We start from the raw sequence: 22,406 nt of genomic DNA, 5'->3' as shown, positions 1-22,406 counted from the left end.
CCATGATGGCAGATCATCACCATCATGGTCATCTCTTAATCAGGGCTCAAGATCAGACGTAAACAAACTCAGGAAGACCAGCAGGACTGCCCCGCCGGTAATCGCCATGTCCGCCACATTAAAAATGGCGAAATGGTAGTTTTCCATCACGAACGGAATATCAAAGTAAACCGACACAAAGTCGATGACCTTGCCATACAGCACGCGGTCAATCAGATTACCAATCGCCCCGCCCAGTACCAAGGCCAAGCCCAAAGCCGCCCAGACCTGACGCTTTTTCAGCTTGCGCATCCAGTTAATAATAAAACCGCACACAATGACAGCCAAGCCCGCAAAAAACCAGCGTTGCCAGCCATCCTGATCACCCAAAAAGCTGAAGGCTGCGCCAAAGTTATAACTCAAGGTCATGTCCAAGTGCGGAACCACTGCATACGGCTGCCCCGGCTCCAAACTGGCTTCCGCCATCCACTTGGTCAACTGGTCAAGCGCAATCACCACGGCGGAGACCCACAACCAACCCAGCATCCCCGTCTCGGCGGAAAGAGAACGAAAACTACGCATACTCGCGCACCTCACCCGCACCTTCGATATTGTCGATACAACGCCCGCACAATTCGGGGTGTTGCGCATGGTTGCCCACATCCTCACGGTGATGCCAGCAACGGGTACACTTGCCGTGTTCGGAACGGGTGACACGCACAAACACCTGCTCCATCACCTCTACTGCGTCATCCGGCACACCCGCCAGATCGTGCAACTGCACACCCGACGTAATCAGCACAAAACGTAATTCATCACCCAGCTTTACCAGCGGATCAGTACCGGGTTCGCGGCTATCCTTGCGGTAGTAAATATCCACTGCCGCATCCAGACTCGCACCGATCTTACCTGCCACCCGCACTTCTTCAAGTTGCTTGCTGACCAGTTCGCGCAAGGTAAATACATAGCTCCACTCACCAGCGGACAATTTATCCGTTGCATCCAACCGGAATAAACCTTCATACCACTGGGTAAACAGCACATATTCTTCTGGCTTCTTACCCGGCATGGCCTGCCAGATTTCCTCGGCGGTAAAGCTCAGCACCGGATACAACCAGCGCACCATCGCATTCAAAATGTGCCATGCAGCGGTTTGCGCGGAACGCCGCCCCTGACTGCCCGCTTGCATGGTGTACTGACGGTCTTTGGTAATATCAAGGAACAAGCTACCCAATTCTACGGTACAGAAGTTAAGCACTTCCTGCGCAATCAGGTGGAAATGAAAATGACCATAAGCAGCCAACACCTTGTCTTGTACTTGCGCAGCCTGATCCACCGCCCAACGATCCAACGGCAACATCTCAGATGCGGGAACCAAATCCGTTGCCGGGTCAAAATCATTCAGGTTTGCCAACAAGAAACGCGCGGTATTGCGAATACGGCGATAAGCATCGGCGGTGCGTTTGAGGATTTCATCCGAAACCGACATTTCACGGCTGTAATCCGTCGAAGCCACCCACAAACGCAGGATGTCAGCCCCCAAGGAATCGGTCACTTTTTGTGGTGCAACGATATTGCCCTTGGACTTGGACATTTTCTCGCCCTTGCCATCCACCGTGAAACCGTGGGTCAACACTGTGCGATAAGGTGCAACCCCGCGTGTGCCGATCGCCGACAATAGCGATGACTGGAACCAGCCACGATGCTGGTCAGAACCTTCCAAATACACATCCGCCGGGAAGCGCAAATCCGCACGACGCTCCAACACCGACGCATGGGTCACACCCGAGTCGAACCACACGTCCAGCGTGTCGCCAACCTTGTCGTAATTAGCCGCATCCTTACCCAGCAAGTCAACCGGCGTCAGGCGGAACCAGGCATCAACACCTTCCCGCTCAATACGCTGTGCCACCGCCTCGATCAGCGCTTCTGTTTGCGGGTGTAACGCCCCGGTTTCCTTGTGGATGAACAACGCAATCGGCACACCCCAGTTACGTTGGCGCGAGATGCACCAATCCGGGCGGTTTTGCACCATGCTCTCGATCCGAGCCTTGCCCCAATCGGGAACCCACTGCACGCCCTGAATGGCTTCCAGCGCTTTAGTGCGCAAACCATTCTGCTCAAGACTGATGAACCACTGCGGCGTTGCACGGAAAATCAGCGGGGTCTTATGCCGCCAGCAATGCGGATAGCTGTGGCGCAACTTGTTGGCCTTCAACAGCTTGCCGTGCTCAGTCAGCACTTCCAGCACATGCGGGTTAGCCTTGTGGACAGATTCGCCCGCAAATAACTCGGTATTCGGCAGGAAACAGCCATCACTCCCCACCGGGTTATCCACCGCTAGGCCGTATTTTTGCCCGACCACAAAGTCTTCCTGACCATGCCCCGGCGCGGTATGCACAGCACCTGTACCGGCTTCAGTTGTTACATGATCCCCCAGAATCACCGGCACATGACGCGCATAGAACGGATGTTGCAACAGCAAACCTTCCAGCTTGTCACCCGTGCAACGCGCAAGGATGCGGTAGTCGCTGATGTCGACACGTTTCATGACCGATTCGTGCAAAGCCTCTGCCAACACCAAACGTTCGCTGGCCGTTTGCACCACCACGTATTCCAGTTCCGGGTTTAGGGCAACGGCTTGGTTGGCAGGCAACGTCCACGGCGTAGTCGTCCAGATCACCACGGCAAGCTCACCCTGCCCCGCTGCTTCCGGCACACGCTTCAACCATTCGGCTTCATCCACCACCGTAAAACGCACATCAATGGAGAAGGACGTTTTATCAGCGTATTCCACTTCCGCCTCAGCCAACGCCGAGCCACAATCGGTACACCAATGCACCGGCTTTGCGCCCTTGTGCAAGTGCCCATTGGCGGCGATACGCCCCAAGGCACGCACAATATCGGCTTCGGTCTGAAAATCCATGGTCAGGTAAGGGTTTTCCCAATCACCCAACACGCCCAGACGCTTGAAATCCTTGCGTTGCAGGTCGACCTGTTCGGCAGCGTACTCACGGCACGCTTTGCGGAACACAAACGCATCGACCTTATCACCCGCCTTACCGAGTTTTTCCTCTACTTTTAATTCGATTGGCAGACCGTGGCAGTCCCAACCCGGCACATAAGGCGCATCAAAACCGCTCAGGGTTTTGCTTTTTACAATAATGTCTTTGAGCACCTTGTTGACGGCGTGACCGATATGAATATTGCCGTTCGCATATGGCGGGCCATCGTGCAGAATGAACTTGGGGCGACCTTGTGCTTTTGCACGTAATTGCTGATAAAGCTGCTGGTTTTCCCAGCTCGCCAACATCCCCGGTTCACGTTTCGCCAGATCGCCGCGCATGGGAAACGGCGTGTTCGGCAGGTTGAGGGTGTGCTTGTAGTCCGTCATCATTCGATCCTATAGTCGTCTTGGGGCTTGCGCTGTGCCATAAGTGCCGAAGAATACCAAGTTTTACCTTAAAAACCGATAGATTACCGTCAGATTAAAGTGTTTTCACTCGACCGATGGATACGCTATAGTCCCTTAATTATTTCTGCATCGCTCTCAGGGCTGTTATTATTATTTCAAACGGGACTTTTAAAATGCAAAAAACAACCATTATTACCAGCACGTTATTGTGCCTTGGCCTTGCCAGTTCACCTAACCTGCTGGCTGAAATCAGCATTAATCCACCACCAGTTGCGCAACCTGCAACACCAGTGACTGATGGCAAGGTGGCTCCACAAAGCCACGTAGTCCCACCAACAGCAGCAGCAACAACAACACTCGGCGCGGCCGCCTCGGTGGAAGCGTCCATTGCTGCTGACGAAATCGCGCTAGCCGCGCCACCAACAGCAGCCCCTCAGAACGCCAATGACCCGCGTGAAAAAATCAAGGATGCTGTCGTCAAAGTTTATATTGTGCAGCACACTTACGAAACCATGTCTCCTTGGAACTCTGATTCTCAGAAAGGTTCAGGGTCTGGCTTGATCATTGCGGGCAACCTGATCCTGACCAATGCCCACGTGGCGGCTGACTCGACGTTTCTGGAAGTCCAACGCCACGGCGAAACCAAACGCTATGAGGCAGAAGTCGTCTACATTTCCCACGAGTCCGACCTTGCTCTGCTGCGCACCAAAGACGTTAACGCTTATAAAGATGTCACCCCGTTGGAACTAAGCGACCTGCCTAAAATGCAACAGCCAGTAGAAGTCTACGGCTTCCCGATTGGCGGCAACACCTTAAGCGTCACACGCGGCGTGGTTTCACGCATCGAAAAACAAAATTACGTCCATACCGGCGAAAACCTGATTGCCGCACAAGTCGATGCTGCCATCAACTTCGGCAACAGCGGCGGCCCGGTCATTTCTGGCGGCAAGGTAGTGGGGGTTGCCATGCAATCTGGCTTCCTCACTGATAATATCGGTTACATGATCCCTACCCCGATTATCCGTCACTTTCTGAATGACGCCACAGACGGCAAAATCGACGGTTACGGCTTCCACGGCTTCCTCACCCAGTCGATGGAAAACCCCGCCATGCGCCACAAATATGGCCTGACGGATGACCAAACCGGCATGTTGGTACACAAGGTTTACAAAAACTCCCCGGCCGATGGCAAAATTCAAGTCGGCGACATTGTGACCGAGATTGATGGTCATAAAATCGAGAATAATGGCACGGTGGAATTCCGCCCCGGCGAATTCATTGACCACACCCATTACATCGACATGCACCAGATCGGTGAAAACATCAAATTCAAGATCATCCGCAATGCTCAGCCACAGGAAGTGTCTTTGCATCTGGATAAACCCGGCAAGGAATACCTGCTGGTCAAGCCCAACCAATACGACAAGCAACCCACTTACTTCATTTTTGGTGGGCTGGTATTCATGCCCTTGAATCAGGACGTGATCGACGGTATGGATGGCACGCCAGCCCGTATCGGCGCACTCACCTACGAATCACCGGATGAAACCCGCAGCGAAGCGGTCATCATGACTAAGGTGCTGCCTGCCGACATTAATAAGGACTACCATCACGACAACGATTTACTGATCGAAAAGGTTAACGGCGAAAGCATCCACAACTTCCGTGATTTCTATCAAAAAGTTCAAGCATCCACCAGCGACTTCATCACCCTGCAAGCGGCTGATGATTACCAACTGGTGATTGACCGCAAAGAAGCTATTGCCCGCCAGCCACAAATTCTGGCGCAATACGGCGTCAATGCTGACCGCTCAAAAGACCTGCAAGCGCTTGCGCTTGACCAGCCAAACACACCAGCAGCACCCAGCAGCGCCGTAGCACCTGCCGCTCCCACCGCCCCGGTTGTTGCAGCTCCCGTCGTCGCCACACCAACACCCGTGCCAACGGTCGCCGTCGAAACTGCTCCAGCACCAGCGCCAGTACCAGCGCCGACACCGGCAGCAACAGCCCCTGTCGTCGCAGCGCCCCCAGTGACCACAGAATCTGCTCCGGCAGTCGGAGGCTCACACCCCTGATGCCCATCCGCCAGCTTCCTGCCCACCTTATCAACCAGATCGCAGCAGGCGAAGTGGTTGAACGCCCTGCGTCGGTGGTCAAGGAGTTGCTGGAAAACGCGCTCGATGCCGGGTCAACCCGCATCGAGATCGATATTGAGCAAGGTGGCGGCAAACGCATTCGCATTCGCGATAATGGCGGCGGCATTCCCCAAGCCGAATTAGCCCTCGCCCTGAGCCGTCACGCTACCAGCAAAATCGCCAGCCTTGACGATCTGGAACAAGTACGCAGCCTCGGTTTCCGGGGGGAAGCCTTGCCCAGTATCGCCTCGGTATCGCGCCTTATTCTCAGCTCCCGCCACAGTGAAGCCCAGCAAGGCTGGAAACTGTTTGGCGATGGACAAGAAATTTTCGACGAACCAGAACCCGTCGCCCACGCAACGGGCACGACCGTGGATGTCGTCGACCTGTTTTTCAACATTCCCGCCCGCCGTAAATTCCTCAAAACCGAAAAGACCGAATTCGGGCACATCGAAGACATGGTACGCAAACTGGCGCTGAGCCGCTTCGACGTGGGTTTTGAGCTGAACCACAACCAGAAAAATACCCTGCGCCTGCGGCCGGTCGATGACCGTAGCGGCGCAGAACGGCGTGTAGCTGAAATCTGTGGCAGTGCTTTCGTCGAGCAAAGCCTGTACCTGGATTACGAAGCCGCTGGATTACGACTCTGGGGCTGGGTAGGCTTACCGACCTTTTCACGCTCGCAAGCAGACCTGCAATATTTTTACGTGAATAGCCGCAATGTGCGTGACAAACTGATTAGCCACGCAGTGAAACAAGCCTATCAGGATGTGATGTACCACGGGCGACACCCCGCTTTCGTGCTGTTTCTGGAACTAAACCCGCAACTGGTGGATGTGAATGCACACCCCACCAAGCAGGAAGTACGTTTTCGGGAAGGACGGCTGGTACATGATTTTCTGTTTCGCACGCTGCATCAGGCATTGGCGGATATTCGACCGGGGGATGAGGCGGGTGCGCCGACGCAGCTTCCGGTGCAAACACACGAACCTCCTGCTTCGCCGGAAGAAAATCCCCCTCAATCCCCCTTTTTCAAAGGGGGAGGTGAAGAGCGGCGTCCAGTTTATCAGGCGCAGTATCAGCCGCGTTTGCAGATGCCGGTACGCGAACAGATGGCGGCTTACCAGCAGTTGTATCAGCCGGTGGTATTACCCAAGGAAGAGGCAGAAGCGAGGGAGCTGAAGCCCGACCTACCTGTGAATACACCAGATAGCGAGGACATGCCGCCGCTAGGCTTCGCTATTGCCCAATTGCATGGCGTTTACATCCTTGCGCAAAACGCGACTGGGCTGGTCGTGGTGGATATGCACGCCGCCCACGAACGCATTACCTACGAATACCTCAAGCAAAGCATGGCACAAGACGCCATCCGCTCGCAGCCACTGCTGGTTCCCGGCAGCCTGAATGTGAGCAAAAAGGAAGCGGATCACGCTGAGCAACATGCCGACACCTTCCGCGCCCTCGGCTTTGAGCTGGATCGTTTAGGGTTGGAAAAACTCACCATTCGTGCTGTTCCCAGCCTGCTGAAAGAGTCGGATACTGAAGCACTGGTACGCGACGTGCTCGCCGACCTGATTACCTATGGCGAAAGCAACCGCATCCAGAATGCCATGAATGAAATCCTCGCAACCATGGCTTGCCACGGCTCAGTACGCGCCAACCGCAAACTCAGTATCACCGAAATGAACGCCCTGTTACGTGATATGGAACGCACCGAACGCAGCGGACAATGCAATCATGGACGACCCACTTGGACACACATGTCACTCGACCAAATCGACAAACTGTTCCTGAGAGGAAGGTGATGAGCAAAGCCATTTTCATCATGGGGCCGACCGGAACGGGTAAGACGGATCTTGCGGTTGAGCTACGCAAACACTTTCCGATTGAAATCATCAGCGTCGATTCTGCCTTGGTTTACAAAGGGCTGGATATTGGTAGCGCTAAACCCGATGCGGCCACATTGGCCGAAGCTCCGCACCGACTGATTGACTTCCTTGACCCGTCGCAGCCCTACTCCGCCGCTGAATTTAGGGAGGATGCTTTGCACGAAATGGCTGATATTACCGCACACGGTAAAATCCCCTTGCTGGTCGGTGGCACCATGCTCTACTTCCGCGCCCTCGAATACGGCCTATCAGCCTTGCCTCAAGCCGACCCTGCCATTCGTGCCCGTCTGGAAGCCGAAGCCTCGACCCACGGCTGGCAAGTACTGCATGACCGGCTGGCGAGCATTGACCCAATAGCCGCGCAACGCATTCACCCCAATGACCCCCAACGCTTGCAACGCGCTTTGGAAGTTTTTGAGCTGACGGGGCAATCACTCACCGAATTACAGCAAGCTGAATGGCATGATGCCTGCCCCTATCAGCTATTAAAAATTGCCTTGATACCTGAAGATCGCGGCTGGTTACACGCCCGTCTTGTACAACGCTTTGACCAAATGTTACAACAGGGCGTTGTCGACGAAGTGCGCAAACTCTTGGTGCGCGGCGACTTGGACACCCACCTTCCCGCCATACGGGCTGTGGGTTACCGACAAATTTGGGATTATTTAATTAATGAAATAGACTACAATCAAATGCGCGATCGTGCTATTGTCGCAACACGACAGCTTGCTAAACGTCAAATGACGTGGTTGCGTTCGGAAAAGGATGTGTCTTTGTATAACCCCCAAGAACTCAACCTTTCATCGGTCATCAGCAACGTCTCAGCGTTTATTGGCGGATGAACGGATACGTCCGACAAACTGGCATTCTTGCGAGACGATAAAACTGATAAGCTTTTAGGCGTCGAAGGAAACAAACGACTGGCTCACGACCCCCCCCTAGCTTTAGGTGTGAGACCATAACAACCACAAACCCGAGAATATTTTTAGGAGAAGCTCATGTCGAAAGGGCACACATTACAAGAACCCTTCCTTAATGCTCTGAGAAAGGAACGGATTCCAGTCTCCATTTATTTGGTCAACGGCATCAAATTACAGGGGCATGTCGAGTCATTTGACCAATTCGTTGTACTATTGGGGAATACTGTTAGCCAATTAGTCTACAAACATGCCATTTCCACGATCGTGCCTGCTCGCCCGATCAAACTGGCGCTGGCTCCCGAAGAATAAGCCACCAAACCTTAGGAAGATTGCCGATTGGAACTATTTGAACGCCCCGGCGGCGGTGAAAATGCTGTCCTTGTTCAGATCAGTTTCAATACGGCAAAGTCTACGCAAGACGAAAAGGAATTCGCCGAACTCGCTGATTCAGCCGGTGCCCAAGTGGTCGGTTTTATCAGTGGGTCGCGGCAACGCCCTGACCCACGTTATTTCGTCGGTACGGGTAAAGCCGAAGAAATTCGTCAGCTAAGGGAAGCGCGTGATGCCCATCTGGTCATTTTCGATCACTCCCTCTCCCCTGCTCAGGAACGTAACCTCGAAAAGCTGCTGCAATGCCGCGTGCTTGACCGTACCGGCCTGATTCTGGACATCTTCGCCCAACGCGCCCGCAGCCACGAAGGTAAACTTCAGGTTGAACTCGCGCAATTGAAACACCTTTCCACCCGCCTCGTGCGTGGCTGGACGCATCTGGAACGCCAAAAAGGCGGTATCGGGATGCGCGGCCCCGGTGAAACTCAGTTAGAAACCGACCGTCGCCTGATTGCTGAACGCATCAAGCAAATCGACAAGCGTCTGGAAAAAGTCCAGAACCAACGCGAACAAGGCCGCCAGTCCCGCAAAAAAGCTGAAATCCCCACGGTTTCGCTGGTCGGTTATACCAATGCAGGTAAATCCACCCTTTTCAACGCCCTGACCCAAGCTGGGGTGTACGTCGCCGACCAACTGTTTGCGACCCTTGACCCCACGCTGCGGCAAGTACAACTGCCCAACCAGCAAGAAATCATCCTCGCAGACACAGTAGGCTTCATTCGCCATCTGCCGCATGATCTGGTCGTCGCCTTCCGCTCCACCTTGCAAGAAACCATTGATGCTGATTTGCTATTGCACGTCATTGACAGTCATGACGAGCAACTGGAATTGTTCCGCGAACAGGTCAACAAAGTCATTGCTGAAATTGGTGCCGAAAAAGTACCGCAAATCGAAGTCATGAATAAGATTGACCTCGGCGGACAAACCCCGCATATCGAAGAAGGCACCGGCACCAACCCCACCCGCGTGTACGTTTCCGCCCAAAACAATCTGGGGCTGAAAGGCCTACTGGTGTATCTGGGTGATTACTTCGCCGGACACATGTTCCGGGGCAAACTGACGCTTCAACCACGCCATGCACGCTTACGCGCCAAACTGTACGCAGACAAAGCGATTCAGCAAGAAAGCATCACGGATGAAGGTAATTTCGACCTAGAGGTGGTCATTGACCAGCGACGGCTGGATCAGTATTTGCGGGAAGAAGGCTTAACGCTGGAAGATCTATAGGGCTTAGGGGCGTATTGCATACGCCCCTATAACCTTAACCGCGACGCATCACGTCGAAGAATTCGCTGTTGGTTTTGGTCTTGGAGAGCTTGTCGAACAACAGTTCCATCGCTTCCAGATCGTCCATACCGTGCAGGAATTTGCGCAGTACCCACAAGGTTTGCAGCTCGTCTTGCGTGGTCAGCAACTCTTCGCGACGCGTGCCAGAACGGTTGATATTGATCGCAGGGAAGACGCGCTTTTCAGCAATACGGCGATCCAGATGGATTTCCATATTACCCGTACCTTTGAACTCTTCGTAGATAACATCATCCATTTTCGAGCCGGTTTCGATCAGCGCGGTGGCGATGATGGTCAGGCTACCGCCCTCTTCAATATTACGTGCCGCACCGAAGAAACGTTTCGGACGGTGCAGCGCATTCGCATCGACACCACCGGTCAATACCTTGCCTGAAGAAGGTACGACCGTATTGTAAGCACGCGCCAAACGGGTGATGGAGTCCAGCAAGATAACCACGTCACGTTTATGCTCAACCAAACGCTTAGCTTTCTCGATAACCATTTCCGCAACTTGTACATGGCGGGCAGCGGGTTCGTCGAAGGTCGAGGAAACGACTTCGCCCTGCACCATGCGTGACATTTCTGTCACCTCTTCCGGGCGTTCGTCGATCAACAACACGATCAGGTAGCTGTCCGGGTAATTGGAAGCAATGCTTTGCGCAATATTTTGCAGCATGATGGTTTTACCGGCCTTCGGCGGCGCGATAATCAGACCACGTTGGCCCTTACCAAACGGCGCTACGATGTCGATGACACGGGCGGTAATGTCTTCACGACTGCCATTACCGCGTTCCATGCGCATCCGGTCATCGGCGTGCAGTGGCGTGAGGTTTTCAAAAGCAATCTTGTTACGGGCGCTTTCGGGAGGTTCAAAGTTGATCGTATCGACTTTGAGCAGGGCGAAATAGCGTTCGCTGTCCTTGGGGGGGCGAATCTTGCCTGACACAGTATCGCCGGTGCGCAAACCAAAGCGGCGGATCTGACTGGGGGATACATAGATGTCATCCGCACCCGCCAGATAGCTGGAGTCATCTGAGCGCAAAAAGCCGAAGCCATCCTGAAGGATTTCCAATACACCATCACCGTGGATGTCGACATTATTGGCTGCATTGGCTTTCAGCAAGGCGAAGACGATGTCTTGTTTGCGGGTGCGTGAGATGCTCTCGATACCCATAGCTTGCGCCATTTCAAAGACTTCGGCGGCAGATTTCTTTTTCAGTTCAGACAGGTTCATATGATGATGTGTTGGTGGGGAAATTAAAGCTATCGCCCGTTCCAGCCTTTGCAGGAAAGTGACCAGGGAAACGAGACAGGATGCGTCAGAATGAATCTGGATGCAGACTCAAGTGTATTTACACTAGCACGCCAGTTTCACAGAGTCCAGCAAAATTATGCGGGAATGCCCCGTGGCAAGAAAAAGCTCCCCACGGGCATTGCTAACTGTTTTAGAGGTTCTGATTCAGAAACGCCGTCAATTGTGATTTGGATAAGGCTCCGACTTTGGTTGCCGCCACCGCGCCGCTCTTGAACAGCATCAACGTAGGAATACCCCGGACACCGTAACGTGGTGGCACCTCCTTGTTTTCATCAATGTTCAGCTTGGCAACTTTCAGCTTGCCTTCAAACTCGACAGCAATGTCATCCAGCAAGGGCGCAATCATTTTGCATGGCCCGCACCACTCAGCCCAGTAGTCAACCAGTACTGGCACAGTGGATTTCAGCACTTCCTGCTCAAAAGTAGCATCGGAAAGGTAGGTAATATCGTTACTCACAGAATCGTTACTCACAGAAGGGTTCTCCCTGATTTTCGAGGTTTCACAGACGCTATTCTCTAATATTTCGCGCCATCTTTGTAGTCTAGCATTTCAGAACCAACATGGCTTACTGTAGTCTAATCAAGTTAATGGCGTTTAACCAGAAGGATAACACAGTTGAAACATTTCATAATCGCAGCAAGTCTGGCATTACTCACCTCAGTGGCAAGCGCCGCACCCGATGCTTTTCAGGCCAGTTACACCGTCACCGCCAAGGGGCTGGACATGGGCGTCATGACCGCCAGCCTGCGCTATAATGGCAATGACTATACCTACCAAAAGCTCACCAAAGCCAATGGTTTGGCAGCCTTGTTGAGTGGCGACACCCTCACGGAGCGTAGCACCGGCACCAAAGATGGCGATGCCCTGATTCCCGCCAACTACCTGAATCACCACAAAAACCGGCGCAAGGACAAAAAAGATGAGTTCAGTTTTGTGACGCCCACCCAAATCAAAGGCATCTTCGACGGTAATGCTTACGAGTTGAACGTTCCCAAAGGCACGCTCGATATGGCCACCCTCGAACTGTATTTGATGGATGCACTGGCATCGAACCAACCCTTAAATTACCCTATTGTCAGTCGGGGTAAATTACAGGATTACCGCTTCCGTAAACTGGGCAAAGAAACCATCACAGTGCCTGCTGGCGAATACGAGTGCGAAAAAGTGGAAGTGGTACATAACGATACGGAGCGCCAAACCACGTTATGGCTAGCCCCCAAGCTGCACTACGCCATCGTACAGGTTCGTCACAAGGAAGACGGCGACGTAATCGAAACCCGCTTGAAGCAGTACCATTAAGCCATACACCGCCCGACAGGAGGGAGCGCGGTAAACCCAATATTACCGCGCCTTAAATACGTTGAGTTACACGCTAATGATACTTTTAGACTTTTGCCCGCCGAGCAACTAAAATGCCCCACAGTCAGTGTCCAACGTATTAATTTTTGAGAAAAATGCCTCCTACAATACCAAAAAAAACCACATCACACGGACGGCAGATGTTGCTTGTCGATGATGATATTCTTCTGCATCAGTTGCTGGAAGTGTATTTGTGTGAGCATCATTATCATCTGGACTGGCTGTGCTGCGGTGAAGACATGGATGAATTCCTTCAGCACCAAACACCGGATCTCATCTTGCTAGACATCATGCTACCAGGCAAAGATGGCCTGCACTGGCTGTCTTGGCTTAAGAACAACCACAATCATATCCCCGTGATGCTGCTATCCGCTAAAAAATCGGCCGAAGAACGCCTGCAAGGGCTGGAATTCGGCGCAGAAGACTACCTCACCAAACCGTTCCACCCCAAGGAACTCCTCATCCGCATCCGCAACATTATGCGCCGCCCGCCCCAACCCCATGAGCATGGAATTTACCGGATCGGCAACAATCTGTTTGACCTAGTACATGAACAACTGGAACGCGACAACAAACTGATCAAACTCACCACGCAAGAAAGCAGCCTTTTACAGTTTCTCTGCCAACATGCAGGGCAAATATTGACGCGGGATAGTATCTCCCACGCTATCAACGGCAATGAACACCAGCCGCTAAACCGCAGCATTGACATGACCATTAACCGCTTGCGCAAAAAACTGGGGGAAGACACCGCCTCCCCCCGCCACCTATGCACCGTATGGCGAAAAGGCTACCGCCTCACCCTAGCACCATGACTATACCCGCCTCACTGGAAACCCTGCTTGAAATACTCGGGCCGGAAAACACCCAGTGCTTTCTCACCTTTGCCCAGCCAACCATCCAGCAATACCAGCACGAACTCGCCGCCAGCCTGCAACAACAGGACTGGGAAACGGCATCAGCCCTCGCACACCGCTTCAAGGCTACTGCCCACCTGTACAGCACCGCAACCCTGCAACACCAGCTAGAAGGCATTATTGCCAAAGACATTGCCACGCTACAGCACACGGATTTCTTGCCACAACTCATGACGGAATTCCAGCGCATTGAACGGGACATCAATATCTTTCTGAGTAATTTTAAGTCATAAAAGCCAAGTCTGTTACATTTTTTTACAATTTTATGCGTTACAAAAACACATTAAACCGTTAAGCTGGCGGACAGATAATCATAAAATAGGATGTTTAATGTCATGAAAAACAAAGGCTTTTCAGTTTCGGTGTGCCTGCTTGCCAGTATGCTAATGACTTCACCAGCCACGGCTTTGTCCGCCAAAGGCATACAGACAGCAGCAGTGCAAGGCTCTGAGAATACCCCCGTCACCAGCATTACAGTAGAACAGGGAAATGCCCCCGCCTCCTTGCACGGTTTTATACCGGATATGGTTGACCCACGGCTGTACCTGTATTTGCTCCAGTCAGACCAATTCATCACCCTTCAGGGGCTAATTGACGATTACCAAGAAAACAATATCATAAAAAATAACCCTTAAGCCTCCTTACTCAGCCCGCTGGACTGCGCCAAATTATAAGGTGGGCTGATTTTCCGGCTCTGTCTGCTCCCCTGTAGGCAGGGCCGCTTTTTTAGGTGGTCAGATACTCAAAAACGCTTGCCGATTTCCAATCGCGCTTCTCGTCTGCCACCAAATCCCGCACTGGCATTCAGATACACATCCTTGCCCAGCAAGGTCTGGTAGCCTGCCCGATACGCGAGTTTCTTGGCACTTTCCCCATTAACCGTTGCAGAAACTGCCCCGAAACCGGGCAAATAAACCGTTCCAGCGTAATCAACCTTTACCTTCTGGTAAATCAGGCCGAGGTTGAATAACCCAACATCCGTCAACACCCCGACTGTCGGTAACAAGGTATCAACCGAATCACCTTCGATATCGCCGTGAGTATCTGCAAACGTATGAATATACGTCAATGCTCCAAGGTAACGGTCACGCTTTCCGCTGACGGTTGCCCCCACGTTATACAGTTGCCCTTTGGCGTTAAACGTCATGTCCGACAACCCGAGCCCTGGAATCGCCGACAAGTTGGCGATAGCTTTTCCCCTCACCTGCGCCACTTCGCCAAAGACATTGAGGTTAGGCTGCACCTGATAATCCAGTTTCACCCCCACGGATTGCAGCTTATTTTTCACCTTGACGACTTCCTTGGTATTGGCAGGCAACAACCCCGCCAAGACAGGATTTTGCACCGTAAAGCCTGTTACCTGAATATCCTGATCCTGTGAATGCACCGTCAGGCCAATACCCCGTGATTTCAGCGGCGTATCCGCATCCGCCCATGCTAGTTGAAACACGCACGCAAGCACACACACGCCTGCTGATACAGGCAAACACTTCAGCATAGCACCCTCGCTTTTGACAACTTTGTGAAAAATTCAGCAAATTATGACACCAAATAAAAGATAGCGGCTAGACTATGGTGAAATCATAAGCATTACATTCAGCGTACCACGTTGTATTCTTAAGCATAATCTGCACCTAAGGAAACCGCACCCTTGCCCTTGTTCCGTCTCTCCCTATTCCTGATATGCTGCCTTATGCCTGCCAGCGCAATAGCGCAGCTCCTGACACTGACGGATACAACAGAATCACTCTCTGCCTCTCCTTTCATCTCATTACTGGAAGACCCCACCCATACCTTGCAGATTGAACAAGTGGTATCCACTGAATACACCCAACGTTTCCAACCGAATTCTCACCCAGACCTGAATCTGGGGCGCAGTCAATCCGTTTGGTGGCTCCGACTGGACATCGAACAACACAGCAGCCATATCTGGCACCTACTCATCGACTTCCCCGGCATAGCCCAAGCCAATGCCTTTGCGGTTAACCAAAGTACACAGCAGATTATCCACCTCGGGAGCCTGTTGAAAGAGCAAGCGGGGCAACGACTGCCGATAGTGAGCCTCCCCACGCAACCGGGGCGTTTTTCACTTTATATTCGTGCTTCCAATAACGGCAAGGGGATCTTGACCCTCCCCATACAACTCCTGTCAGCCGATGCCCTAATCCAAAAAACCGCCAAAGATTACCTATTTTATGGTAGTATACTGGCAGGATTAGGCGTGTTAGCCCTTTACAATTTTTTCCTACTCATCAATTTGCGTGACTGGAACTACCTGACCCTAATCGTTTTCCTGCTAAGTTTGGCCTTGGTCTTACAACGTACCACCAATGTCATCCCCTACTTATCACCACTGAGTAACCCAACCACGGTTTACTACCCGATCACCTTTCAGGTGGTCATCATCAGCGCCACACAATTCTGTCGAAAACTGATCGATACTAAAACGCTCTTTCCACGAACAGACCAAGTACTCACAGCCGTCCTGATAGTTGCCAGCGGCCTCACCCCTTTCGTCGGTCTACTGCCCTACACCGATTTGTGGAGCTTTGTCCTGAGTGCTGGCCTAACTCTGATTGGCAGCGTCTTAGGCTTCCTCGCCTTACGGCAAGGCTCGCGCATCATGCGTAGTTTTGCGTTGGCTTTTTTTGTGTTTCTAGGCAGTGCTACCCCCCTTGTCATCTGGGGAATGGGTTTCCTCAAAAACGTCCCAACCACGATGCTGATTGATCTTTTCCATATTGGCTCCCTACTAACCGCTATCCTGCTGTCATTAACCTTGGCAGAACACACCCGACAACTGCGTATTCAAGCAGAACGCGCTACCGCAGAGAGCCAAGCCAAGGATAATTTCCTCATCACCATGAGCCATGAGTTACGCACCCCGATGAACTCGGTAGTAGCAGCTACCACCCTGCTCCAACAAGAAAAACTACCCCCGCACCAACAGGAATACGTGACCTGTATGCAAACAGCCGCCCACCACATACTGGGGCTGATCGACAATATCCTTGACCTATCAAGCATGGCACGGGCTACTCCACCACTCCTGACCCTTAACGCCTTCCACCTACAAACCTTACTGGAAGGCTTGCACCAAATGCTGGTCATACAAGCGAATGCGAAAAATCTGCACCTGTATCAACCTGCACCACAAGAGCTGCACTTGCTGGGCGACCACAAACGCCTCTCTCAGGTACTGATCAACCTGCTGGGCAATGCCATCAAGTTTACCGAACACGGCAAGGTAGCATTGCGGGTCAGGCAAACCAGTGCCACCAACAACAACTCGATCAGCTTGTATTTTGAAGTAAGCGACACGGGTATCGGCATCTCCGCCACCGACCAGCAACGCCTGTTCCAACCCTTCACCCAGTTAGCCAGCCATCGAGCACGGCAACACACAGGTTCCGGCCTTGGCCTTGCTATCAGCCATAAGCTGGTGGAAGCGATGGGCGGCAAACTGGAACTGGAGAGCACACCCGGCAAAGGTAGCCGCTTCTTTTTCACGCTACAATTCCCATTATATCTACCGACTGAAGAAACCTCACTAAAACCCATCCCTCCTAAGCTCCCCCAAAACAAGCACATCCTGCTAGTCGATGACGAAAAAATAAACCGGTTTTTCGGACAGAAATTGCTGCAAACCCTAGGCGTCACCGTCAACAGTGCCGCCAGCGGCGCAGAGGCCATCCAACAGCTTCAGCAACAGCATTTCGATCTGGTATTCATGGATGTGAGTATGCCGGGAATGGATGGTTATGAAACCACCCAGCGCATTCGGTATGACTCTCGCTTTACTGACCTGCCCATCATAGCCCTCACCGCGCACGCAATTGCTGGGGAACGTGAACGCTGCCTAGCCGCTGGGATGAACGACTACCTCACCAAACCATTTGCTCTGGACGAGATTTGCGCAATTATTTACCAATGGACAGCAAGCACTCCGTGAAACCCGCGCCAATGATGCGTATAATCACCACCCACATTACCCGGATAGAAAAAGGAACCCCAATGAGGCCAAGCGCACGCGCACCCGACCAAATGCGAACCGTCAAGTTCACCCGCCAATACACCATGCACGCCGAAGGCTCGGTACTGGTGGAATTCGGCAATACCAAGGTGCTGTGTACTGCCACCGTGGAAGACCGCTTACCCGGCTGGTTAAAAGGCAAAGGCCAAGGCTGGGTCACGGCTGAATACGGCATGTTGCCCCGCGCCACGGGTTCACGCACGGCTCGCGAAGCGGCCAGAGGCAAGCAAGGTGGGCGCACCATGGAAATCCAGCGCCTGATCGGGCGTTCCCTACGCGCGGTGGTTGACCTTGAAGCCCTCGGCGAATTCCAGATCACCATCGACTGCGACGTACTGCAAGCCGATGGCGGCACACGTACTGCCTCCATCAGTGGTGCTTACGTCGCGCTCTGCGATGCGGTAACGTGGCTACAAAAGAACCGCCGTCTCAAGAAAAACCCGCTGCATGGGCAAATTGCCTCCATCTCCGTCGGCATTTTCGACGGCGTGCCGGTGCTCGATCTGGATTACGCCGAAGATTCCAAAGCCGAAACGGACATGAACGTGGTCATGAATGAAGCGGGCCAATTCATCGAACTGCAAGGCACTGCCGAAGGCCACGCCTTCCGTCGCGATGAACTGGACGCGATGCTGGCACTCGCCGAAAAAGGCATCCGCGACATCATGCAAGCACAACAGGAAGTCTTGGATGCCTAAGAACCCTCACCCCCTAGCCCCCTCTCCCTTAAAGGGCGAGGGGGAAAAGAAGATCGTATTAGCCAGCGGTAACGCCGGAAAATTACGTGAGTTCAACGCCATGATGGCAGACCTGGACATCGAATTCGTGCGCCAAAGCGAATTCGGTGTCAGCGATGCCGTCGAAGATGGCCTGACCTTCGTCGAAAATGCCCTGATCAAAGCCCGCCACGCCGCCAAGCTTACCGGAATGCCCGCGATGGCAGACGATTCCGGTATCGTGGTGGATGCACTCGGCGGTGCGCCGGGGCTGTATTCCGCGCGTTTCGCTGGGGAACACGGTGACGATGCCGCCAACAACGCCAAGCTATTGGCTGAACTGCAAAACGTGCCGGATGCGCAACGCACCGCGCGTTTCTATTGCTGCATCGTTTACCTGCGCCACGCGGACGACCAGTTACCCATCATTGCCGAAGCCAATTGGGCAGGTGTCATACTGCACCAAGCCAGCGGCGCGAATGGCTTTGGTTACGACCCGCTGTTTTACGTGCCGACCCACGGCTGCTCGTCCGCCGAATTGCCGCCGGAAGAAAAAAACCGTATCAGCCACCGTGGACAGGCACTGCGCAAGCTGCATGAGTTACTGGAGAAGGCCGGGTGAAACTCATCATTCTCGACCGTGACGGCGTGATTAATGAAGATTCCGACGCCTTCATTAAATCGGTGGAAGAATGGATTCCCATCCCCGGCAGCCTTGAGGCGATGGCACGGCTCTACAAAGCGGGTTACACCTTGGCGATTGCCACCAACCAGTCAGGCATTGCGCGGGGCTATTACACGGTGGCCACGCTGGATGCCATGCACACCAAACTGCGTCAATTGCTAGCAGCATACGGCGCTGAAGTCGCTTACATCGCCTATTGCCCACACCTTGGCGAAGACCATTGCGAATGCCGCAAGCCCAAACCCGGCATGATGCTAAGCATTGCCCAACACTTCGACATCGACCCGACACAAACGCTGGTCATTGGCGACTCGTTGCGTGACTGGCAAGCTGCCGCAGCGGTGGGCGCGGGGTATGTGCAAGTTCGCACCGGCAAAGGCGAACGCACCCTCGCAGACGGCAAATTACCCGCCGATATACCTATTTTCGATAATCTGGCAGACTACACCGACTCACTGTTAGGGGCTGATACCGCATGAATGCATTGAACACACTGCTGCTAGGCGCTCGCGCCACCCTGTTCTGGGCTGGCTCGATCCCCACTACCTTGCTGGCAGGCTTGTTAGCCCCCTTGGCGTGGTTATTGCCCCCCAAGTACCGTTACCCCGCCACTACCTTGTGGAACTGCTTCAACCGCTGGTGGCTGGAAATCACGTGTGGGGTGAAATATCAGGTATTAGGGCGTGAAAACATCCCCACCGATGGCGCGTTCATCATCATGGCTAATCACCAGTCAACGTGGGAAACGTTCGCCATCCCCTGCATTTTTCCGCAGCAACTGAGCTGGGTGCTGAAACGTGAATTGTTAAACATCCCGTTTTTCGGTTGGGGTTTACGCCTGATCCGCCCGATTGCGATTGACCGGGGCGCAGGGCGAGCCGCTGTCAAACAGATTTCCCACCAAGGCAAAGCACTCTTGCAAGAAGGCGTTTGCATCGTGATCTTCCCGGAAGGCACACGCGTCGCCCCTGATGTGAAAGCAGACTACAAAATTGGCGGGGCGATTCTCGCCTCACATTCTGGTTTCCCTGTCCTCCCCGTGGCGCACAATGCGGGTAAAAGCTGGCAACGCCACGCTTGGATCAAGCAACCCGGCACGATTACGGTCAGCATCGGCCCGGCTTTCCCGACCACAGGTTTAAAAGCAGACGCCATCAACCAACAAGCACAAGACTGGATCGAAGCCGAAAAAGCCCGCTTACCCCCCATCAAAAAATAAGCAAGCTAGTCAAACACCTACAGTTCATCCGCTCTTCTATACCTCGCCTTCCTGATGCGGTAATAATACCGTATCAGCGGAGGGAGAAAACATGAGTAACGAAGTCATTACCGTGGCAGACGCGGCGGTGGGCATTTGCGACATCGACGGGCAACCGATGGTGTTTCACTGCAACCACTACAACCGCACTTTGCAAAACACTATTGAAAACTGCCGTCACATCGACAATAAAAAAATCCTGATCCACTCAGCCGCAGAAGTCAGCTTTCTCGGCCTGCAAGCCCATTTCCGCCAGCACCCGGAAATGTCGCTGGGAGATCGCCTGCATTACGCCGAAACCTTATACCGCTTTTGCGGCTTCGGCCTGTTGCCTCTGGTGAACAGCGTCAAGCAAGCTGTCGGGCAAAACGAATTCAACCTCAGCACCCATTCCTCGCATTACGGGCGAGCGCTGGCGCTCAACTTTGAAAAACGCCGGGGAGCGGGGGAATATTTTGACCTTGGCTTTGCCATCGGCGCACTTTCCGCCGCCTTCGGGGAAGCCTTCAGCGGCGAACTTACCAAAGAAGCCATTTCCCTTAAAGGCAAACAAAGCACCTTCCATATTTATGTCGGCGGCGATGAATTTGACTACCTGTTTGGGCTGGAAAGCGGTACATCCGCCTATCAGGAAGCACCCGGTTTAACCTCTGCCATTCCTGAACGCAACGTCCCCAGCAATATCGACGAAATTGCCGTCATTGCGGGAGTCAGCCAAGCCCCGCTATACGGCAACCAGTACGGCCTGATCCCTGCCTTCGGGGTGGAACTCACCCGCCACTATGCCGATTACTACAATTTGGTTGCCTACCGTTTCGAGCAGCAACTCAGCGACGCGCTGGAAAAACGCCCAAGTTTGGCGGATTTGCTGATCTACGATTACCCCGCCCTGTTTTATTACAAGCAATACATCAATCTGGAAGGCATGAATTTGTCGCGCACCCTGCTGACCGAAGCCGGGCACATCTGTGGATTCAATACCATGGGCGGCATCATGAGTTCGGAAGCATGGAATGGCTTGGTCATGCCCATGATTGAAACCCGCGAAGACTGGCTGCACGGCATCGTCGCCGTCATCAATGCGTTGGGCTGGGGCATCTGGCGCATCCACGCACTGGTTCCGGGGGAAAAACTGGTGTTGCGGGTGTGGCGACCTTACGAGTCACTGGGGCATTTACGCTGGTTCGGCTACAGCAAGCAGCCGGTAGATTATCTGGTCATGGGCGTGGCAGCTTCCCTGATGAACCTGCTGTATGAAGGCGACATGACCCAGCACCCTGCGTTGACGCCTGACTATTACCAGCGGATCAACCGTTCCCCCAACTCATTTTGGGCAGAACAAAGCCAGTGTGTCGCCATGGGTGATGAATATTCAGAAGTGACCGTCACCCGTCGTCAACGCGGCTAACGTATAAAAAAAGCCGGACGCGAACATCCGGCTCAAAATAAATCTCAAAAACCAAGTCTACAAGAAAAACTCAAAAATTATAGTGCAGGCCAACGGTAGCCGTGCTGATACCGGTATCGACAGTACCCACCTTACCAGCTTCGATCAGCTTGGACTGTTCGCCCATGCTGAAGAAATGGTCTATACCAGCACGCAAGCCGAAATGGTTACTGAAATTGTACTCAGCGCCAACACCGACGGTTGGCGTAACGCCGGAATCTTCAGCATTACCCGCACTAGTCGTCACTTTGCTTTTCCAAGCAGCACCGCCTACCTTGCCGTAAACACCTAGATTTTGCGCCAATGGCTTACGCGCAATAGCGCTTAAGCCTAATGCTTTAGATTGCTGTTCACCTGTAACAGTGCTGGCATCTTGTGCGAGGCGGGCGGTGTAATCGAAGTCGGTATAACCCGCTTCCAAACCCCAGGTAGGGCTAAGCTGATAACCAGCATAAGCGTTAACTGCTTTATCGGTATCACAGACTTCACGGCAGGCAACACCATTCACACCACAAACAGCATTCAGGTCATTGTCATCAATTGATGTATTCAAGCCAATGCCCGCGCCCACGTAAGGCCCTTTCGGTGAACCCGCAAACGCCACACCACTACACACCAAAACCATAACACTTACCAAAGGCAAATATTTATTCATCCAAT

21 protein-coding genes are annotated in these 22,406 nt (G+C 53.1%); 15 read left to right on the top strand and 6 right to left on the bottom strand.

Features of this window, described 5'->3' with window-relative positions:
- Positions 1 to 39: 39 nt before the first annotated feature.
- Entirely contained in the window at positions 40 to 561 is a 522-nt protein-coding gene (gene lspA / locus J9253_RS18795; RefSeq protein ID WP_210222378.1) for a signal peptidase II, read from the bottom strand.
- Positions 554 to 3,373: an isoleucine--tRNA ligase gene (gene ileS, locus J9253_RS18790; RefSeq protein ID WP_210224670.1), complete on the bottom strand. Its 2,820-nt coding sequence runs from the start codon at positions 3,371 to 3,373 to the stop codon at positions 554 to 556. The genes lspA and ileS overlap by 8 nt, the downstream gene beginning before the upstream one ends.
- 194 nt (positions 3,374 to 3,567) lie before the next feature.
- Between ileS and J9253_RS18785 the strand changes: the two genes are divergently transcribed.
- From J9253_RS18785 to hflX, 5 genes are all read left to right on the top strand, one after another.
- Entirely contained in the window at positions 3,568 to 5,469 is a 1,902-nt protein-coding gene (locus tag J9253_RS18785; RefSeq protein WP_210222377.1) for a S1C family serine protease, read from the top strand.
- Complete coding sequence (mutL, locus tag J9253_RS18780; protein ID WP_210222376.1) at positions 5,469 to 7,334, top strand: DNA mismatch repair endonuclease MutL; 1,866 nt, start codon at positions 5,469 to 5,471, stop codon at positions 7,332 to 7,334. The genes J9253_RS18785 and mutL overlap by 1 nt, the downstream gene beginning before the upstream one ends.
- Positions 7,334 to 8,260: a tRNA (adenosine(37)-N6)-dimethylallyltransferase MiaA gene (gene miaA / locus J9253_RS18775; RefSeq protein WP_210222375.1), complete on the top strand. Its 927-nt coding sequence runs from the start codon at positions 7,334 to 7,336 to the stop codon at positions 8,258 to 8,260. The genes mutL and miaA overlap by 1 nt, the downstream gene beginning before the upstream one ends.
- Positions 8,261 to 8,416: 156 nt before the next feature.
- Positions 8,417 to 8,647 (top strand): RNA chaperone Hfq, encoded by a 231-nt coding sequence (gene hfq, locus J9253_RS18770; protein WP_028490436.1) that lies wholly within the window; start codon positions 8,417 to 8,419, stop codon positions 8,645 to 8,647.
- Positions 8,648 to 8,674: 27 nt separating this feature from the next.
- Entirely contained in the window at positions 8,675 to 9,955 is a 1,281-nt protein-coding gene (gene hflX / locus J9253_RS18765; protein ID WP_210222374.1) for a ribosome rescue GTPase HflX, read from the top strand.
- A 34-nt stretch (positions 9,956 to 9,989) separates the two neighbouring features.
- Here the strand turns inward: hflX and rho are convergent, their stop codons facing one another.
- Both rho and trxA read right to left on the bottom strand, forming a co-directional pair.
- Positions 9,990 to 11,249, bottom strand: coding sequence for a transcription termination factor Rho (rho, locus tag J9253_RS18760; protein WP_210222373.1), 1,260 nt, complete (start codon positions 11,247 to 11,249; stop codon positions 9,990 to 9,992).
- 211 nt (positions 11,250 to 11,460) lie between these two features.
- Positions 11,461 to 11,802, bottom strand: a complete 342-nt coding sequence (gene trxA / locus J9253_RS18755) for a thioredoxin TrxA (protein ID WP_407701778.1) — start codon at positions 11,800 to 11,802, stop codon at positions 11,461 to 11,463.
- A gap of 144 nt (positions 11,803 to 11,946) precedes the next feature.
- Between trxA and J9253_RS18750 the strand changes: the two genes are divergently transcribed.
- The 4 genes from J9253_RS18750 to J9253_RS18735 all read left to right on the top strand — a co-directional run bounded on the left by J9253_RS18750 (position 11,947) and on the right by J9253_RS18735 (position 14,242).
- Positions 11,947 to 12,630, top strand: a complete 684-nt coding sequence (locus tag J9253_RS18750; RefSeq protein WP_210222372.1) for a DUF3108 domain-containing protein — start codon at positions 11,947 to 11,949, stop codon at positions 12,628 to 12,630.
- A 200-nt stretch (positions 12,631 to 12,830) separates the two neighbouring features.
- The gene (locus tag J9253_RS18745; RefSeq protein ID WP_210222371.1) at positions 12,831 to 13,505 is read left to right on the top strand and encodes a response regulator transcription factor; all 675 of its coding nucleotides are present in this window, start codon (positions 12,831 to 12,833) and stop codon (positions 13,503 to 13,505) included.
- Positions 13,502 to 13,840: a hypothetical protein gene (locus tag J9253_RS18740; RefSeq protein WP_210222370.1), complete on the top strand. Its 339-nt coding sequence runs from the start codon at positions 13,502 to 13,504 to the stop codon at positions 13,838 to 13,840. Before J9253_RS18745 ends, J9253_RS18740 begins: the two co-directional genes overlap by 4 nt.
- Before the next feature lie 102 nt (positions 13,841 to 13,942).
- Positions 13,943 to 14,242, top strand: coding sequence for a hypothetical protein (locus J9253_RS18735; protein WP_210222369.1), 300 nt, complete (start codon positions 13,943 to 13,945; stop codon positions 14,240 to 14,242).
- 107 nt (positions 14,243 to 14,349) lie between these two features.
- Here J9253_RS18735 and J9253_RS18730 read toward each other — a convergent pair whose 3' ends face one another.
- Positions 14,350 to 15,105 (bottom strand): hypothetical protein, encoded by a 756-nt coding sequence (locus J9253_RS18730; RefSeq protein WP_210222368.1) that lies wholly within the window; start codon positions 15,103 to 15,105, stop codon positions 14,350 to 14,352.
- A gap of 195 nt (positions 15,106 to 15,300) precedes the next feature.
- Here J9253_RS18730 and J9253_RS18725 point away from each other — a divergent pair, with 195 nt between their 5' ends.
- The 6 genes from J9253_RS18725 to J9253_RS18700 all read left to right on the top strand — a co-directional run bounded on the left by J9253_RS18725 (position 15,301) and on the right by J9253_RS18700 (position 21,707).
- Positions 15,301 to 17,559, top strand: coding sequence for a hybrid sensor histidine kinase/response regulator (locus tag J9253_RS18725; RefSeq protein WP_210222367.1), 2,259 nt, complete (start codon positions 15,301 to 15,303; stop codon positions 17,557 to 17,559).
- A 62-nt stretch (positions 17,560 to 17,621) separates the two neighbouring features.
- Positions 17,622 to 18,338 (top strand): ribonuclease PH, encoded by a 717-nt coding sequence (gene rph, locus J9253_RS18720; protein ID WP_210222366.1) that lies wholly within the window; start codon positions 17,622 to 17,624, stop codon positions 18,336 to 18,338.
- Positions 18,331 to 18,978: an RdgB/HAM1 family non-canonical purine NTP pyrophosphatase gene (rdgB, locus tag J9253_RS18715; protein ID WP_210222365.1), complete on the top strand. Its 648-nt coding sequence runs from the start codon at positions 18,331 to 18,333 to the stop codon at positions 18,976 to 18,978. Before rph ends, rdgB begins: the two co-directional genes overlap by 8 nt.
- Entirely contained in the window at positions 18,975 to 19,520 is a 546-nt protein-coding gene (gene gmhB / locus J9253_RS18710) for a D-glycero-beta-D-manno-heptose 1,7-bisphosphate 7-phosphatase (RefSeq protein ID WP_210222364.1), read from the top strand. The genes rdgB and gmhB overlap by 4 nt, the downstream gene beginning before the upstream one ends.
- Entirely contained in the window at positions 19,517 to 20,260 is a 744-nt protein-coding gene (locus J9253_RS18705) for a lysophospholipid acyltransferase family protein (protein WP_210222363.1), read from the top strand. The genes gmhB and J9253_RS18705 overlap by 4 nt, the downstream gene beginning before the upstream one ends.
- Before the next feature lie 91 nt (positions 20,261 to 20,351).
- Positions 20,352 to 21,707: a hypothetical protein gene (locus J9253_RS18700; RefSeq protein ID WP_210222362.1), complete on the top strand. Its 1,356-nt coding sequence runs from the start codon at positions 20,352 to 20,354 to the stop codon at positions 21,705 to 21,707.
- Positions 21,708 to 21,777: 70 nt separating this feature from the next.
- On the opposite strand, the gene J9253_RS18695 is transcribed toward J9253_RS18700, so the two are convergent.
- Positions 21,778 to 22,401 carry an outer membrane beta-barrel protein gene (locus J9253_RS18695; protein ID WP_210222361.1) on the bottom strand — a complete coding sequence of 208 codons (624 nt, stop codon included), beginning with the start codon at positions 22,399 to 22,401 and terminating at the stop codon, positions 21,778 to 21,780.
- Between the last annotated feature and the right edge of the window lie 5 nt (positions 22,402 to 22,406).

This window comes from Thiothrix litoralis (assembly GCF_017901135.1).
Classification (GTDB): Bacteria; Pseudomonadota; Gammaproteobacteria; order Thiotrichales; family Thiotrichaceae; genus Thiothrix; species Thiothrix litoralis.
This window is presented reverse-complemented; position numbering and strand designations above follow the sequence as displayed.